The sequence below is a fragment of the Ruegeria sp. HKCCD3925 genome, from assembly GCF_057221175.1.
Map to the genome: position 1 here is coordinate 503,207 of NZ_JBWVBI010000002.1, position 16,085 is coordinate 519,291.

14 protein-coding genes are annotated in these 16,085 nt (G+C 54.8%); 2 read left to right on the forward strand and 12 right to left on the reverse strand.

Annotated features, from left to right (window positions below):
• Positions 1 to 52: 52 nt before the first annotated feature.
• The 4 genes from AC2TEM_RS07090 to AC2TEM_RS07105 all read right to left on the reverse strand — a co-directional run bounded on the left by AC2TEM_RS07090 (position 53) and on the right by AC2TEM_RS07105 (position 5,016).
• Positions 53 to 1,354: a glycosyltransferase family 4 protein gene (locus AC2TEM_RS07090; protein ID WP_480790490.1), complete on the reverse strand. Its 1,302-nt coding sequence runs from the start codon at positions 1,352 to 1,354 to the stop codon at positions 53 to 55.
• Between the two features lie 173 nt (positions 1,355 to 1,527).
• Positions 1,528 to 2,484 carry a glycosyltransferase family 2 protein gene (locus AC2TEM_RS07095; protein ID WP_480856055.1) on the reverse strand — a complete coding sequence of 319 codons (957 nt, stop codon included), beginning with the start codon at positions 2,482 to 2,484 and terminating at the stop codon, positions 1,528 to 1,530.
• A complete protein-coding gene (locus AC2TEM_RS07100) occupies positions 2,447 to 4,195 on the reverse strand; it encodes an ABC transporter ATP-binding protein (protein WP_480568386.1) in 1,749 nt (582 codons plus the stop codon). The genes AC2TEM_RS07095 and AC2TEM_RS07100 overlap by 38 nt, the downstream gene beginning before the upstream one ends.
• 137 nt (positions 4,196 to 4,332) lie before the next feature.
• On the reverse strand, positions 4,333 to 5,016 hold the full coding sequence (locus AC2TEM_RS07105; RefSeq protein WP_170423102.1) for a DnaA N-terminal domain-containing protein: 684 nt from the start codon (positions 5,014 to 5,016) through the stop codon (positions 4,333 to 4,335).
• A gap of 470 nt (positions 5,017 to 5,486) precedes the next feature.
• Between AC2TEM_RS07105 and AC2TEM_RS07110 the strand changes: the two genes are divergently transcribed.
• On the forward strand, positions 5,487 to 6,794 hold the full coding sequence (locus AC2TEM_RS07110) for an AAA family ATPase (RefSeq protein ID WP_170423104.1): 1,308 nt from the start codon (positions 5,487 to 5,489) through the stop codon (positions 6,792 to 6,794).
• Positions 6,791 to 7,897: a ParB N-terminal domain-containing protein gene (locus AC2TEM_RS07115; protein WP_170423106.1), complete on the forward strand. Its 1,107-nt coding sequence runs from the start codon at positions 6,791 to 6,793 to the stop codon at positions 7,895 to 7,897. Before AC2TEM_RS07110 ends, AC2TEM_RS07115 begins: the two co-directional genes overlap by 4 nt.
• Before the next feature lie 881 nt (positions 7,898 to 8,778).
• On the opposite strand, the gene AC2TEM_RS07120 is transcribed toward AC2TEM_RS07115, so the two are convergent.
• The 8 genes from AC2TEM_RS07120 to AC2TEM_RS07155 are packed head-to-tail and all read right to left on the reverse strand — an operon-like array spanning position 8,779 to position 16,063.
• Positions 8,779 to 9,621, reverse strand: a complete 843-nt coding sequence (locus tag AC2TEM_RS07120) for a fumarylacetoacetate hydrolase family protein (protein ID WP_480856056.1) — start codon at positions 9,619 to 9,621, stop codon at positions 8,779 to 8,781.
• Between the two features lie 17 nt (positions 9,622 to 9,638).
• Positions 9,639 to 10,394 carry an SDR family oxidoreductase gene (locus AC2TEM_RS07125; protein WP_170423110.1) on the reverse strand — a complete coding sequence of 252 codons (756 nt, stop codon included), beginning with the start codon at positions 10,392 to 10,394 and terminating at the stop codon, positions 9,639 to 9,641.
• A gap of 8 nt (positions 10,395 to 10,402) precedes the next feature.
• Positions 10,403 to 11,905 (reverse strand): aldehyde dehydrogenase (NADP(+)), encoded by a 1,503-nt coding sequence (locus AC2TEM_RS07130; RefSeq protein WP_170423112.1) that lies wholly within the window; start codon positions 11,903 to 11,905, stop codon positions 10,403 to 10,405.
• 12 nt (positions 11,906 to 11,917) lie between these two features.
• On the reverse strand, positions 11,918 to 13,030 hold the full coding sequence (locus tag AC2TEM_RS07135; RefSeq protein ID WP_170423113.1) for a fumarylacetoacetate hydrolase family protein: 1,113 nt from the start codon (positions 13,028 to 13,030) through the stop codon (positions 11,918 to 11,920).
• Position 13,031: 1 nt separating this feature from the next.
• Positions 13,032 to 13,862, reverse strand: coding sequence for an amidohydrolase family protein (locus tag AC2TEM_RS07140; protein ID WP_170423115.1), 831 nt, complete (start codon positions 13,860 to 13,862; stop codon positions 13,032 to 13,034).
• Positions 13,859 to 14,287: an RbsD/FucU domain-containing protein gene (locus AC2TEM_RS07145; RefSeq protein ID WP_170608945.1), complete on the reverse strand. Its 429-nt coding sequence runs from the start codon at positions 14,285 to 14,287 to the stop codon at positions 13,859 to 13,861. The genes AC2TEM_RS07140 and AC2TEM_RS07145 overlap by 4 nt, the downstream gene beginning before the upstream one ends.
• Positions 14,277 to 15,329 (reverse strand): aldo/keto reductase, encoded by a 1,053-nt coding sequence (locus tag AC2TEM_RS07150; protein WP_170423119.1) that lies wholly within the window; start codon positions 15,327 to 15,329, stop codon positions 14,277 to 14,279. The genes AC2TEM_RS07145 and AC2TEM_RS07150 overlap by 11 nt, the downstream gene beginning before the upstream one ends.
• Entirely contained in the window at positions 15,326 to 16,063 is a 738-nt protein-coding gene (locus AC2TEM_RS07155; RefSeq protein ID WP_170394143.1) for a GntR family transcriptional regulator, read from the reverse strand. The genes AC2TEM_RS07150 and AC2TEM_RS07155 overlap by 4 nt, the downstream gene beginning before the upstream one ends.
• Positions 16,064 to 16,085 lie beyond the last annotated feature (22 nt).

Here is a 16,085-nt window from a genome sequence, read left to right on the forward strand (position 1 = left end):
TCCCGATGGATTAGACCCAAAAGACGAGGAAGCTAGTTAACTACCTCGGGGGTCAACTGGCGCGATCCGCGAGGACGTGGTTGTAAACAGCGCTGACTTTGAGCGCTTTGACCGGCCAAGTGAATTCATCTGAAACGCGCTGGCGCGCCCGCGCGGCCATATCTGGCAAAACGCCGCGATCTGCCAAAATTCTGTCCAGAGACTGTCTTAGAGCGCTTACAATGTTATTTCTGGATGCGATAGGCACCGCAAAGCCCGTATCTGGTGTTACCAGTTCTGATGGTCCCGCATAGTCAACAATCATCGGCACTAGGCCAATCGACATAGCTTCCAGCACAACCCCACCTCCGAATTCCCTGATCGAGGGGAAAAGTAAAATGTTAGACTGCACTGCAATATCCTGAACCAATTCATGAGGGACGTTGCCATGAAAGGTGACTGCATCTGTAAGCCCATCAGCCAGAACTCGCTCTTCTAGTTCAGCTCGCATCGGACCATCTCCGATCACATCAAGCCTCATCTCACCGCTAGCAAGATGCACCCGGGCAGCCTCAATGCCCATATCAAGGCCTTTGTAAGGGACGAGACGCCCAATAAAAACTGCCCGTAGTGGACCGTCCGGTTTTTGCTGTGCAACCCGGTTGAACCGAGTGGTGTCGATGGCGTTTTCGGGAATGTAATGAACTCTGTTCTGGTATGTCTTTGAGAATTCGCCAGCTGTATATTCCGACCCGACAATGATAGCCGAAGTGGCGTTCAGCATGCGACGTCTGCCAGGCATCGCTTTGTAAGCACTCCGGACGTAGGACAGCCATTCTCGTTCGCGGCGGCGTTCAGCATTAAAACCTTTGGGCCATGGTACGCCACCATTTATTGGTCCGACAACGAATGGCACACCGACAGCGTCACACTTTGCCGCGATAGGTGAAACAGTAGTGGGTGTGAGCGGCGTAACTCGATGAACAATATCGTATCGACCTGCGCGAATTTCTTCTGCAAAACGCTTCCACACCAGATGCTCAAAATAGGGATAACTCAACGCATTAATTGCGGTATTCATCGTCCAACCCTTGCCCTGCCCCATTCGAAGAACCTGTGCCAGTTGGTACATGGGTTTGGCCACCGTTTCTGAGTCAATTATTGTGAAGTCTTTTCCTTCAATATACCCAGCCCGCAAAATAGCATCTCGATTACGAATATGCGTCACGAGATGCACATCGGCCACTTCCTTCAGCGCGTGGCACAGCGACCAACCAACAAGAGGTACACTAACCCATTCGGGATTGGCCGCCTCGGCGATTAGGAGAACACGGGGACGCGACGCCTGGGCGCGGTTCTGCTGATGCTGCGGCATGTGTCATTCCTTCGTGTGGATACAGAATGCAGGTAGCACAGCCACTGAAGCCGAAAAAGTACCATTGATATCAGCGCTAGCCGAGAGTTAAACCGTCCGGATTAAATTGAATTAAGCCGATCCAGTACGCCGTGCGTCAGGTTCTGAAGGTGGTTTGCCATTGCCAGTTGCCACTACTTTCGCTGATCAGGCCTCCGTAGCCAGAGAAGCCGAATGGTTTCCGTAATTTTTGCAACGCGGATCACATAGTGAACGCCCCACACACCAAAAGCCTGTTTGGTTGACAGATCTTGATTCCTCAGAAGATTTTTCAACGTCTTGAAGGAAGGGATCAATTTCTGCACAGGCGGGATGTAATTAACGATGCCGCGCTTGGCATTGCGGCGCAGCCTAGCCCCCTCAATACGACGGGCTTTGGTGATGTGATCCCCAAGACTGTCGCGCGCCGGATGACGGACGATGGCGTCTTCGGCAAACACAATCGCTTCGCCCGCAGATTGAGCACGATCATTCCATTCCATGTCCCCGCCGGACAACACCGTGTCGTTGAACCGACCGATGCGATCCATAAGCTCCCGCCGTACGATCAGATTGGCCGTAACCGCACGCCCCCGTTCCACCCATTTTTTTTGCTCTAACCCCAAATGAACATCATATAGTTCGGTCGTCTTCCAATCCTGCCCGTTCGGGATCAGCACAACATTGCCGCCAAAGCGATTAACCTCGGGGTGGTCTTCGGCTATTTTCAACCCGGCCTCTAGATAGAGCGGGTCAGGCTGACAATCGGAGTCGGTGAAAAACAGCAGCTCCGAGGCGGCTTCTTCGATTCCTCGGTTGCGCGCTGCGTATGAGCCGGGTTTTGCCTCACTTAGAATGCGGGCGTTGGCGGGCAGGCGAAACCCGTTGGGCATGGGGTCGGTCGGGTCATTGTTGACTGCAAGTATCTCGAACTGGTTTGTGTTCAGTGTCTGAGAGGCGAGCCCATCCAGACAAAGCTGCAATTGGTCCCAGCTTTGATAGGTCGGGATGATCACTGACGCGCTCAGGGGCGAACGCGCCGGTGTAATGTCAGGCCGTTGGATCACGTCGGGATCATTCGGCATTGACGGCGTTCGAGTACTGATGGTCATACAGGGTTTTGAATGGCCCCGGTTTCTTCAGCAACTGTTGGGCGCTGCCCTGCTCAAGAACTTCACCAGCCTCAATCACGACGATCTTGTCCGCATGCATGATGGTTGAAAGCCTGTGAGCCACGATGATTGTCGTACGCCCTTCGGTCAGGCGGCCCAAGGCTTCCTGAACCAGATGTTCCGACCGCGAGTCCAGCGCACTAGTTGGTTCGTCCAGCAGCAGGATCGGGCTGTCGCGCAGAAGCGCGCGCGCAATCGCAAGGCGCTGTTTTTGACCACCGGACAGGAAGGCACCATTTTCACCAACCAGAGTGTCAAAGCCTTTCTCAAGCGACATGATGAAGTCATAGGCATTCGCGGCCTTGGCAGCCTCGATCACGTCGTCTTGCGAGGCACCCTCACGGCCAAAACGGATGTTGTCGGCGATTGAGGCCGAAAACAGGAACGTCTCTTGCCCGACGAACGACATGTTCTGGCGCAGTGATTTGAACGAGGCGTATTTGATATCCTGACCATCGATCGATACCGAACCACTGGTCGGGTCATAAAGGCGCAGGGCCAAATTCAAAATGGTCGACTTGCCGCCGCCGGACAGACCAACCAGAGCGGTGGTCTTGCCAGCTTCGAACGTCAACGAAAGCCCTTTCAGGATCGGATCGCGACGACGGTAGCCGAAAGTGACGTCGTCGAACACCACCTCTCGCGGACCATCAGGCAGGCTTTTTGGATTGGCCTCTTCCGGCAGAGTTTCAGGCTCGTCCAACATATTGAACAACATCTGCACCCGGCGCAGACCCAGTTCCATCTTCACCCGCACCTTCGTCAGACGCTTCGCGGGCTCATAGGCCATCATCACAGCGGTCACGAACGACATCAGTTCACCCGGAGTAGACGCTGCAGCGCCAAACAGCTTACCAGCGCTCAACCCGATGACCGAGGCAATTGCAAACCCGGCCAGAATATCGGTCAGCGGGCTTGTCGCTGCCTGCAAACGCGCAAGCTTATTGCGCCGCTTCTCGACGCTTTTCACGGCCGAGTTCATCTTATTGGCCATGCGCTCTTCCAACCCGAAAGTCTTAACCACGCGAATGCCAGACGAGGTTTCCTGAATGACTTTCATGATCGCGCCCATCGATTGCAGTTCCATATCTGCAATCTCGCGAATCTTTCTGAGCAGTATCCTGATCCCTAAAACCGCCAGCGGGCCGACGATCAGGGTAAAAAGGGATAATATGGGTTGCTGATAGAACATAACAGCCAGCAGACCGATCAGGGTCAGCATATCGCGAACTGCCGTGGTCACCATTATCTCGATCACCGTGCGCGCTGCCTGGGCCGTTTGTGTCACCTTCAACAACAAATCCGAGCTTTCTGTCAGGTTGAAGAATGAAACACCCTGCCGCAAAAGCTTATCGTAAAGCTTGATCTGTTGTTTCGAGACAATCCGGTTCCCGGCACGCGTAAGGGCCACAATCTGGACGTAGGTTGCAATGCCTTTGACCAGGAAGATCGTGAACACGGTCATCGAAACGCCAAAAATCTTGGCTGAGTTTTCACTGTCAAACAGCGAATCCACAACATCGCGCATGATAAAGGCGATACCCGCGGTTGTTGCCGCAACAAATACCATCGCGATGATCGCGATCGTATAAGGTACCGCTTGCTCGCGCATATTCTCGGAGAGAAGTCGCCACAGGACGGAATCACTCAATACAGCCGCAAATTTTGATTTGATCTTTTGCAATGCACATGTCCACTGTGATCAGGATCGAGCTTTGTCACATCTGACGCGCTCATAAACAGTTTCCGCTAGATAGTCGCCTGTTGCCAGTTGAGCAAGCCCGCGCCCTATTCTGCCGCTTCAATGCGAATTGTTCGAACCGAAGGGTCTACACGTGAATAAGCGGCTAAAACCCTCCCCGACCATTTCTGTGCAATGTAATCCGCCATGAAACGCGTTGGCGCAATCAGAGTCGCCAGGCCCCCTGCCCTTTCGGCTTCGTTCAGATGCTTGAACCAACTGGACCAAAGTTCTGGGTCACGCTCATGTAGGATCGATTGAACCTGTGCCCAAACGTCTTCACCCTGCGGCGGCGGGATCGATGGCTTTGACTGAAATGGCACAACATTAGTATCGCGCTCTGGCTTCTGCTGCATTCGTTCCTGGAAATCCGTTCCGATCACGGGCCAGGCTTCCATTGTGTCCAGCATGATCTGCTTGAGGTCGAGTTCATAAACCGCAACCCGACCCCGAGCGGCGGGTCGTTTGACCGCAATCCAGCCTGCGCTGCGCAGCTTAGCCATCTCACGTTTAACCGTGCGTTCGTTCACGGACCACAACCGAGCGATCTCTTCCCGGCCAATCGACAGTTCATTGGAGCGCCAGTTATAGCGCGTGGTAATTAATGTCATGATGCGAAGAACACTGCGATGACGATGCTTGTCACCTGATAAGGCGTGAACGGCGAGCGCCGACAAGATATCGTACTTCAGTGCAGGCGCATTTCGCCCGACCGGTTTCGCAACCTGCATCCGTTTCCTCACCGCTCTTTTTTGCCTCATGCGGGTTGATCCCGCCGTAATCGCGCCGTTTCCCAACGCTTTTCGTGATTGTTCACTGATTAGCGTCCAATACTTCGATTCTGTCAAGAGTTCGTTGAGATCACGCTATTTGATAGGTGCTATTCGCTATCAAAAAATAAAAGAAATAGGTGAAGTTATGGTGATGGGGGACACATAGGGTGTCCCCTTATGGAGCAGCAATGTCCCCCTATATGCCGTGTTAGCTCGAGTTGTGTCCCCCTAAATCTGGTGGGATATCCGACGTCAGGACGATCGCAGAGAGCAGCAGCGTTCCGAATCGGTCAGCACTAGATACGGCCATATTTTCTTACCCGTGGGTAACATCACAACCTTACAATAATTTCTTTTGCCAAATATGCAAATCGGGCGTAAATAACAAAAGAGAGAAAAATAACGTCCAGAAGAATGAGAACTGAGGCATGTACACGCACGAAGACCTGAATGCATTGCGCACCCAGTCCCTGAAATTGCAGGGCTGGATTCGCCAGCAGACTTTCAGCCCTGAGATGGAGAAGACGCTAAGGCGGTTCTCAAGCTGGGAGGTGTCCGAGCTGATCTTTAAGGTGAACCAATCGACTTTCCGAGGAAAGCTGGCCGCCGATCCTTCATTGCCGGGAGGCGAGGTCGAGCCTGATGGGCGGCAGCGTTGGTTTAGTCTGGAAGAGGTAAATGAGCTCAGGCGGCGGCTTAAGGTTAATCGCAAAGCGCTCACTCCCCCACGCCCTGCGGGCAAGCGGGCGGTTCGGGCCGCTGTTGCCAATTTCAAAGGGGGGGCTGGCAAGTCGACCGTGGCGTTGCATCTTGCACACGCCGCTGCTCTGGACGGCTACCGAGTATTAGTGGTGGATTTTGACCCTCAGGCGACGCTCAGCCATTCGATGGGTCTGACCGATGTCGCTGAAGACTTCACCGTCTGGGGTATCATGGCGCGGGATCTGATCCGTGAAACCGAGCGCATGAATAACCGCCCTGCGGCTGCGGAATCAGGAACCGCCCTGCCCCGCCGAGAATTACCACCCTCTATAACGGATATGGGCCTCGGCGAACTGCGCATTTCTGATTTTATCAAGCAGACCTCATGGTCAACGATTGATGCGATTCCTTCTTGCGCCAACGCTGCTTTCGTCGAATTCGCATCAGCACAATATCGGCACCTGAATCCTGAGTGGTCTTTTTTTGCAGCTGTGTCTCGCTATCTGGATCAAATACCGAATGATGCTTATGACCTGATCCTGTTCGATTGCCCGCCTGCGATAGGATACCAATCCATGAATGCGGTGTTCGCAGCAGACATGTTGTATATCCCGTCGGGGCCCGGATACTGGGAATACGATTCAACCACCTCATTCATTGGACAGTTGGCTGAAGCCCTCGAAGATCTGGCCTATGGTTTCGACAAGACCTTACCCACGGGTAAGATTGGTTTACCCAAGACATTCTGCGAAATTCGGTTTTTGCTTACGCGCTACGAACCGGGGAACGCACTGCACACAGCGATGTATGACGCATTCCGCAAAGTCTTTGGTGAGCACCTCGCCGAGCACCCGGTCGAGATGACGCGTGCGGTCGAGCAATCGGGTCGATTCCTGAGTTCAGTTTATGAGATGGATTACCGTGAGATGACGAGGGAAACCTGGCGTCGCGCGCGTTCGACATTTGATAATGTTTATGATGAATTCCGGGGCGTCATGCTATCGGCCTGGGACAAGCTGGAGGATGACGTATGAGCCGAAAACGCAGAATGTTCGATATCGATATGCCAGCGATGGAAGAAATCCCGGTTGGCAAGGTTCCGGATAAAGCGCTTGAGAAAAGGCGCGGACCAATGGCCACTGCAATCTCCGAGAACGCTAATGCGCTACGCGACCAGCAAACTACCGAAGATGCAATCAGAGTCGAAAATGACAGGTTAGCGCACGAGCTTGTGCGACTACGTTCCGAAGGGTATGTTACTGAACAGATCGCATTGGCGGATGTTGTTACCGAGCGCCTGACGCGCGACCGCAAGCCTGGCCCTGATCCTGAGTTGGATGAGTTGAAAGCTTCTATTCAGGATGTAGGTCTTTCGAACCCGATCCGGGTCGAGCGCCGCAACGATGGACGCTTTGAGTTAATTCAAGGAATGCGCAGATTATCGGCATTTCGCGCATTACTTGAGGAAACCGGCGACGCGCGATTTGCGACGATACCGGCCGGTGTTTCTGACGTCGCCGAGCTGGATGAAAGCTATCGTCGCATGGTCGATGAAAACCTGATCCGAAAGGATATCTCGTTTGCGGAAATGGGCGCGCTCGCACGTGCCTATGCGCAAGACCCGGCCAATGATTGTCCGGATGTCGACAAAGCGGTTTCAACCTTGTTCAAATCTGCAAGCTATACCAAGCGCAGCTATATTCGGGCGTTTGCGAGTTTGCTGGCCATGTTGGAAAAGGTTCTTATGCACCCAAACGATATTCCACGGAATGTGGGTGTTGAGCTCAAACGAAAGCTCGACTCTGATCCCGGATTGATCCGACAAGTCAGTACGGCTTTGGTGAATGAACCAAATCGCGACAGCGTGCGCGAAGTGGCCATTCTTCGCGATTTTCTCACAATCGAAAATGCGACCGCCGCCAAGCCAAAGGCTGAAGCCGTTGGTAAACCACGCCGCGCGAAGACAACGTTTCAGGTAAGGGGCAGGGCAGGGATTGCAAAGTGTTCTGCATCCAGCGGAAGGATCGAACTTCGCTATGATCTCGATTTTACCCGTGTCGATAGGGCGAAATTAGAACGTGCTGTGGCCACCTTGATCGAGGATCTGCGAGAAGAGGACGATCTTACCCACGGGTAAGACGGGCTTAGCGAGATAGATCCGAAGCGCGGCGCTGGTTAATTTCAGCGCCGTTTTTTTGCACAAACAGACCAATCGTGTAATACGGTACCCTGGGAGACCATCTAAACGCTTAGCTTTTACCGTCCGGCCTCAAATTCTTGTTTTGTAGTTCGGGCAGGTATGTTCCGAGCAGAGTTGACGACTAAAAGTTCAGGCCATCAGTAGAAGGTTTCTTAACGTATTGATATGGAACTAGGGCAGATAATCTACAATTTATGTAGTTAGTCGCGGCTGAACAGATACACAGTTTTCGCGGCAGGGCAGGGACGACGCGATCGCTTCTATCTTCGAGCGCCCCGGCACTACATTTCAACGGGAAGACCAACATAGCGTACCGAAACATATTCGAGGCGCGTGAGCATATAACGGATTGGCCGTGAGCACCTATCAATGAGGGATATGATTGCGCTGTGGCTTGCCAAAGAAAGGGCGGCGATGGGTTGAATGATTGACCGAGTAGAAGGTCATTTGGACGTAGTGTGCAAAATACTTTAATAAGTATTATTAAGAGCTGTATCGGTCTGCCTACTTTAATGCGAAGGCGCCCCATCTAGCCGGCTTAGGGGCCTGCTGAATCGTGATTTAAGGACAGGCTTTGTTAAAGCTTGCTAAAAAAACAATGACTCTTCTCAGTATTGAAACGCCCGAAGCAACCAGAAAGATGTTCGGTAACCTGATCCGATACTACAAATACCGGATTAATCGCGCGAGAAGCGCCTATAAGAATATATACTGGCCTGATAGATAATCAGTATACGGGCGGCGTTATCTGAGACAAAACCTTCTCGCTTACTTTTGTTGCTTCAAGGCTACATATGGCATTCGCCAACAGCGCGCTCTCATCCCTGGATGACGTTCTGACGTTGCGTGCCCAGACCCTGAATACCAAGCTCCATTTTGTCGCCGGGATTCAAGTAGGTCTGCGGGTTCTGTCCCATACCAACACCCGGGGGTGTGCCTGTAGAAATTACGTCACCGGGTTGCAAAGACATAAATTGCGACAGATGCGAGATGACCGTCGCTACGCCAAAATGCATCGTTTTGGTTGATCCGTCCTGATATCGGTGCCCGTTTACCTCAAGATACATCGGAAGGTTCTGCGGGTCGGGGACTTCGTCTCGTGTTACCAGCCAGGGGCCAATTGGGCCGAACGTGTCCGCAGACTTTCCTTTGACCCATTGGCCAGAGCGATGAAGCTGAAAGTCACGTTCTGACAAATCGTTCACTACGCAGTAGCCGGCGACGTGGTCTATGGCTTCCGCCTCAGAGACATATTTGGCCTCTTTGCCGATAACAACTCCCAGCTCAACTTCCCAATCGGTTTTGACCGATCCGCGCGGGATTTCTACGGTATCGTCGGGGCCGGCGATGGCCGAGGTGGCTTTGAAGAAGATCACGGGCTCAGCAGGCAATTCCATGCCGCTTTCTGCTGCGTGATCGGCATAATTCAGGCCAATGCATATGAACTTTCCAACATTGCCAACGCAAGGACCGATGCGCGGGTTGCTGTCTACCAATGGCAGGCTGGCCAAATCTAGTGCGCGGAGCTTTTCAAGAACGACATCGCCAAGAGTATCGCCCGAGATATCATCCACCACACCGGAAAGGTCGCGAACCGAGCCGTCTGAGGCCAAAATGCCGGGTTTCTCAGCGCCCTTCGCGCCATAGCGTAGTAGTTTCATTGTCAGGTCCTTCCTGCTCAGATCGTCCAGCCGCCATCTATGGCAAAGGGCTGGCCCGAAGTGTATTTGCTGGCATCACTGGCCAAATACAGAGCCAGTTCAGCGATCTCTTCCGCTGTGCCAATACGGCCCATCGGTTGACGGGCGATGAAATCAGTCATTGCCTGCTCATAATCCCCGGTGGTGCGAAGCCGGTCATGCAGGCTGGGGCTGTCCACCGTACCTGGACAAATCGCGTTGCACCGAATGCCCTGGGTCACAAAATCGGCTGCCACAGACTTGGTCAGGCCAATCACCGCTGCTTTTGACGCGCAATACGCAAATCGGTTGGGCACGCCTTTCATGGACGATGCGACCGACGACATATTGATGATCGATCCTCCGCCTGCTTTCAGCATTCCGGGTAGAGTCAGTTGGATCAGTCTGAACATGGCCTTTACGTTGAGGTCAAAGCTGAAATCCCAATCCTTTTCAGTGCATTCAAGAATTGATCCCCCCGCTACATAACCTGCGCAGCTAAACAGAATGTCCAGTTGCGGCAGATTGACCGCTGCATCTGTAACGGCCTTATCGTCCATTACGTCCAGTTGCAGCGGTTCGATACCCGGAATACCGCCCAATTCGGCAAGCGCAGCATCGTTGATGTCGCTGGCTATCACCCGTGCGCCTTCGGCAGCGAACAATTCGGCGGTTGCACGGCCAATGCCTTGGCCAGCTGCTGTGATGAGAGCGGTCTTATCTGCAAGCCGGTTGGATGGGTTGATTGTCGACATGAACAACCTCACAATATCTCGGGTAGAAGCTCGGATGGGATGTCCTGATAACAAACCGGCCGCAGGAAACGGCGTATCGACAATGTTCCCACGGATGTTGCGCCAAAGTTGGTTGAGGCGGGGTAGGGGCCTCCGTGAACCATGCTATCGCAAACTTCGACCCCGGTCGGAAAGCTGTTGGCCAACAATCGCCCAGCCTTTCGTTCAAGCAGCGGTAGCAGTGCCTGAGCGTCGGGTTTGTCGCCAGCGTCCAGATGTAGTGTGCAGGTCAACTGCCCTTCGATGGCCCGCGCGATCTGTTGCATCTGAGAGCTGTCGTTCACGCGTACGATGATGCCCAATGGTCCGAAGACTTCTTCTTGCAGCTTCCGATTGGCGAGCCAGTCATCACCTGAAACAGTGAACAGGTATGGGGCCGCATCGCGTGACTTGCAGCTTGTGCCGATAATCTTCGATACACCGGTACCAGCAGCTACACGCGAAACTCCGTTTCGGTATGCCTCCGCAATTCCATCGGTCAGCATTGTCTGTTCGGCCACCGAAGACAGGCCAGCCTCTGCCGCTGCTTGAAACGCGTCAGCATCCGGACCTTCGATGATCACGGCGATACCGGGATTGGTGCAGAACTGTCCAGCGCCCATGGTTAGGGACGCGGCCCAGCCATTGCCGATTTCAGCACCGCGCGCGGCCGCCGCTTGCGGCAGTATGAACATCGGATTGACTGAACCCAGTTCGCCAAAAAACGGAATGGGTTCATCGCGTTGCGCGCATAAATCGAACAGCGCCCGTCCACCTCCGAGGCTGCCCGTAAAGCCAACCGCCCGGATCAAGGGATGTTGCACCAATCGCGTGCCCACATCCCGTTTGCCACCCTGTACCAATGAAAACACTCCGGGATGAATTCCTGTCGCTTTGATGGCGGCGTCGATTGCCTGGGCGACAATTTCGCCAGTGCCGGGATGGGCCGAATGGCCTTTGACAACGACAGGGCATCCTGCGGCTAATGCTGCGGCTGTATCACCCCCTGCGACTGAGAAGGCCAATGGGAAGTTCGAAGCGCCGAACACCGCAACAGGACCCAGCGGGCGCTGTATCATGCGCAGGTCGGGGCGGGGTAGGGGTGCACGATCCGGCATGGCCGGGTCATGGCGCATGTCCAGATAATCGCCCGCTTCGATGTGATCGGCGAATAGGCGCAGCTGGCCGATGGTACGGCCACGTTCCCCTTGCAGGCGTGCCTCGGGCAAGCCGGTTTCCTGAGTGCCGATTTCGGTGATGGCATCCTCGCGGGCATCAATCTCATCTGCGATCTTGCGCAACAGCGCGGCGCGTTCGATACGAGATGACCACCCGAAAGTGGCAAATGCCGACTCTGCTGCCTCCACTGCGTTATCAATTATCGCCGCTGTCCCCACAGAAAAGTCATGGCTTGGTCCATGCGCTGGTTCCGACGCAAAAGTGGTGTCTGCGCCGATCCATTCGCCAGCTATCAGGTGTTTTCCGGTCAACATATTCGTTCTCTCTTACAGCAGGCCGCGATGGGCGAGGTTTCGCATCAGGTGTGATGCCCCAAAGGACCATTCGGGGCATTCCGTCGACAGGCGCACGGTGTTTGTCAGCGCTCCAAGGCGCGTATTGGAGATAGTGACGACATCGCCAATTTTGTGAGTGAACCCACCGCCAGGTGTGTCACGGTCTTGGGTCGGGGCGAACAGAGTGCCAAGGAAAAGCATCAGCCCATCAGGATATTGGTGATGGCGCCCGATAGTCTGCTTCACAAGGTCTGCAGGATCGCGACTGATCTGGGACATGGATGAGCTTCCGTTCAGCACAACTCCATCCGATCCGGTCACGGTCAGCGCAAGTTCAGCCTGGCGTACATCGTCCAGTGTGAACCCATCATCGAACAACCGGATCATCGGTCCGATCGCGCAAGAGGCATTGTTGTCCTTTGCTTTGCTCAGCAACAAAGCCGAACGACCTTCAACGTCACGCAGGTTGACGTCGTTCCCCAGCGTAGCGCCCTTAATCTCGCCCTTAGATGTAACGGCCAGAACGACCTCGGGCTCGGGGTTGTTCCAGGTCGAAATCGGGTGAAGACCGATTTCTGAACCAAACCCGACCGAAGACAAAACTTGTGCTTTGGAGAACACCTCGGCATCGGGGCCGATCCCGACTTCCAGATACTGGCTCCAGAGGCCTTCAGCGATCAGTGCTTCTTTGACCTCTGCGGCCGCGTCCGATCCAGGTACGATGTTCGAGAGGCTGTCTCCGATCCGGTCTCCGATGCGCGCCCGGATCGCGTCGGCTTTGGCAGGATCACCGGAGGCTTGTTCCTCGATTACGCGTTCGACCATGGACCCGGCAAATGTGACACCACAGGCCTTGACCGCCTGCAGGTCACACGGGGCCAGCCATTGGTGGTCGGCGTCCAAAGGGCCGATATCTTCACCTTGAGCGTTGCGCACATGATCTGCTTCATCGTCGCGTTCCAGAATGTCCCTGACAGTTGGCGCCGTTTTTGACGTGATATCGATAATCCGCCCATTGCGCAGGGTCACCACGCTGGGGCCGATTCCGCCGCGCTCAATACGGCCGAGCCACAGCCCGTTCGAATCCAATGTACCTATGGTCATTTTAATTCCTGAGGTTGTAGGCGCGGGCGGCGTTGCCACCCATTATTGCCTGTCGTTCTGCGCTGCTCAGATGTTTCAGCAACATGTCGGTGGTTTCACACCAGCGCTCATAGCTACTGGCCAAGGTGCAAACTGGCCAATCGCTACCCCAGATCAGACGCGATGGACCGAAGGTGTTCAGCAGGTGATCCACGTACGGGCGCAGGTCTTCGATCGTCCAATCTGCGGCAGCCTCGGTCACGAGGCCGGATAGCTTGCACCATGCGTTTGTATCCCGGGCCAAGGCCGACACGTTGTCGGACCAATCATGCAAGATTGCGTCTTTGATCAACGGTTTCGAGCCATGGTCGACGACTACACGCATTTCCGGATGGCGTTCCAGAAGTTGTCTGAGCGGGCCCAGATGTTGGGGCAAGGTCAATGCATCGAATGTCAGGTCATGCCGTTGGACAGCCTCGAAAGCTGGAGGCAGCGTGTCGCCGAGCATCCACAGAGGGTCAGCGATGTCCTGTATCATCGGACGAAGACCGACCAGTGCCGGATGGGCGTCTAACGCAGAAATCTGTGAGCCAACATCATCGGCTTCAAAATCAACCCAGCCGACAACACCTTTGATAAACGCATTCTGGTCGGCCAGCGAGAGCATGTATTCCGTCTCAGCCACAGTGGGCGCCGCCTGGACAAGGACTGTGCCATCGATCCCGGCAGCCTTAAGCAGGGGCATTAGATCGTCCGGCGTGAAATCCCGGTAGATCGTGTCCAGATCGGGCGTCAGCCAGCCATAGTCGCCACGCGCCAAAGCCCAGAAATGCTGATGCGCGTCGATCCTCATGCGATCACACCCTTTTTCAGGATGATGTTGCCATAAAGCCTGCGTTCGCCCGTTTGAACGATGGCAAACGCGTTGGCCGCACGCTCGTAGAATGCAAACCGTTCCAAGCCCTGAACTTTGGCCGGGTTGTCGGCGGTCGTGTCGATGATGCGTTGAAAGTCCGCGACTGCGTCGGGAACCGCCTCCGCGTCGCCGACAACCTGCATGGTCAACGCCGGATCAGGAACGAATGTGTCCAAGGGCATCACCGACAAGACCGCTTGCAACACTTCACTGGCCGAAGATCCATCCGCCCGAATGCAGTCCGGCCCGCTGCTGGAACCCGGGAAGTTCGCATCTGCAATAACGATTTCATCCCCGTGGCCCATGGCCCTGAGGGTATACAGCAGCTCCGGCGACAGGATCGGATCGATGTTACGCAGCATCTGCAGTCTCGCTTGGCAGAGGCGCATCCGGTCGGATCAGACCTTCGGATCGTAGGTCCGCCCACAGGCCCGGGGGAATGTCACGCTCCATCAATGCCACATTGGATTGGACTTCGGATGCGTTTACAGCCCCGGGTACAACTGTTTTGACGCATGGATGGCCCAGAACAAATTGCAACGCCGCCGCAATCAGCGGAGTGTTGTGGGCTGCGCACACGGCTTCGATCTTGCGGACCCGGTCCAGAATGTCTTCTGGTGCGTCTGCATAATTGTACTTGGCGCCGGGTACAGCTCCGGTGGCGAGAATGCCTGAATTGTAAGGCCCCCCGAGGATAATCCCGACATCGCGCTGCTCACAGAGTGGCAGAAAACTGTCGAGCGCTTCCTGCTCCAGCAGCGTATAGCGCCCGGCCAGCAGGAACCCGTCGAAATCCCCCAGTCCAAGCAGCCTTTCGCAAACCTGCCATTCGTTTACGCCCGCGCCGATTGCAGCGATCTCGCCTGCGTCGCGCAGTTCGGTTAGCGCTTTGTAACCCCCACCATCAAAAAGTTCGCGCACCTTGGCGTCCGACATTTCCTGACTGCCCTGGCTGAAGACACAGACATCATGGACCAGAAGAATGTCAGAATTGGCAACGCCGATCCTGTCGCGGCTGGCCTCGTAAGACCGCATGACCCCGTCATAGGTATAGTCGAACACAATCCGTTTCTGCGGCACATCGACAAAGGCTTCAGGTGTCACTTCATGCGGTTTGCAATCCAGTAATAAACGCCCGATTTTGGTCGAAAGCTGAATGTTCTTGCGACCGAACCGGTCGATCGCCTGCCCAAACCGATGCTCTGACCGGCCAAGCCCGTATTGCGGCGCGGTGTCGAAAAAACGGATGCCTGCGTCATAGGCGGCTTGCAATGCAGCCTGCGCGTCCTCGTCCGAGACTTTGCGGTACAGGTTCCCCAATGGTGCCCCACCGAACCCCATGCGGGTCAGGGGAACGGGCCGCGTGGTCCGGTTGTTCAGTAATTCTGTTTGGGAAACGGTCATCCTGCCTCGCTATTCAGCTGTGGGGTGAGGTTGAACAGATGCGGCTTCAGTTGCTCCAACTGCTCAATGCGCGGCATCAACTGCCCGAGGTGGGCGCGCATAGCGACCTGCGCGGCCTGTTCGTCGCGATTGCTGATTGCCTCGAAAATGGCCCTGTGTTCTGCCAGTGTTTCAGCGATCCGGCCAGGGGTGGGCAGCAATAGCATGCGTGCGCGACTGACCTGTAAGGAAACGGTTTGGGCAACGTCGGCGAGGCGGCGGAAGCCTGTAAATTCCATCAGAAGACTGTGGAACTCTTCATCAGCCTGATAAAAGCCTGGGATATCATCATCCATAATCAACAGTTCCTGCAGACGCATGTTGCGGCTTAACCTTTTACGCTGAACGTCGGTTATGTCGCGCGCGACTTTGGCGACAGTTGCAAGTTCAAGCGCTTCACGCAGGAATACGCCTTCGCGGATCTCGTCCATCGAAAAGTAGGATACGCGAGTGCCTGATTGCGGCACTACATCCACCAGACCTTCCGAGGCCAAACGCGCGATCGCATCGGCCACAGGTGCGCGCGACACACCCAATCTTTCACACACAGGTGCCTTCCTGAGGTTCGCTCCGGGTGGGAAATCCAGTGAGAGAATCGCCTGCTTCAATGAGTGGTGAACCCGCTGAGCGAGCGGTCCTTCGATCGTTGTGATCTCGGGCAACAGTTCGGCATCAATATCTTGGTGTTTGTTCATACTGCATAAGTTAGCATTCTAA

Coding starts and splice junctions, on each gene's coding strand:
- AC2TEM_RS07110 (WP_170423104.1), top strand. CDS start 5,487: ATGTACACGCACGAAGACCTGAATGCATTGCGCACCCAGTCCCTGAAA.
- AC2TEM_RS07125 (WP_170423110.1), bottom strand. CDS start 10,394: ATGTCGACAATCAACCCATCCAACCGGCTTGCAGATAAGACCGCTCTC.
- AC2TEM_RS07130 (WP_170423112.1), bottom strand. CDS start 11,905: ATGTTGACCGGAAAACACCTGATAGCTGGCGAATGGATCGGCGCAGAC.
- AC2TEM_RS07150 (WP_170423119.1), bottom strand. CDS start 15,329: ATGACCGTTTCCCAAACAGAATTACTGAACAACCGGACCACGCGGCCC.
- AC2TEM_RS07095 (WP_480856055.1), bottom strand. CDS start 2,484: ATGACCATCAGTACTCGAACGCCGTCAATGCCGAATGATCCCGACGTG.
- AC2TEM_RS07155 (WP_170394143.1), bottom strand. CDS start 16,063: ATGAACAAACACCAAGATATTGATGCCGAACTGTTGCCCGAGATCACA.
- AC2TEM_RS07105 (WP_170423102.1), bottom strand. CDS start 5,016: ATGCAGGTTGCGAAACCGGTCGGGCGAAATGCGCCTGCACTGAAGTAC.
- AC2TEM_RS07090 (WP_480790490.1), bottom strand. CDS start 1,354: ATGCCGCAGCATCAGCAGAACCGCGCCCAGGCGTCGCGTCCCCGTGTT.
- AC2TEM_RS07115 (WP_170423106.1), top strand. CDS start 6,791: ATGAGCCGAAAACGCAGAATGTTCGATATCGATATGCCAGCGATGGAA.
- AC2TEM_RS07135 (WP_170423113.1), bottom strand. CDS start 13,030: ATGACCATAGGTACATTGGATTCGAACGGGCTGTGGCTCGGCCGTATT.
- AC2TEM_RS07145 (WP_170608945.1), bottom strand. CDS start 14,287: ATGCTGCGTAACATCGATCCGATCCTGTCGCCGGAGCTGCTGTATACC.
- AC2TEM_RS07120 (WP_480856056.1), bottom strand. CDS start 9,621: ATGAAACTACTACGCTATGGCGCGAAGGGCGCTGAGAAACCCGGCATT.
- AC2TEM_RS07140 (WP_170423115.1), bottom strand. CDS start 13,862: ATGAGGATCGACGCGCATCAGCATTTCTGGGCTTTGGCGCGTGGCGAC.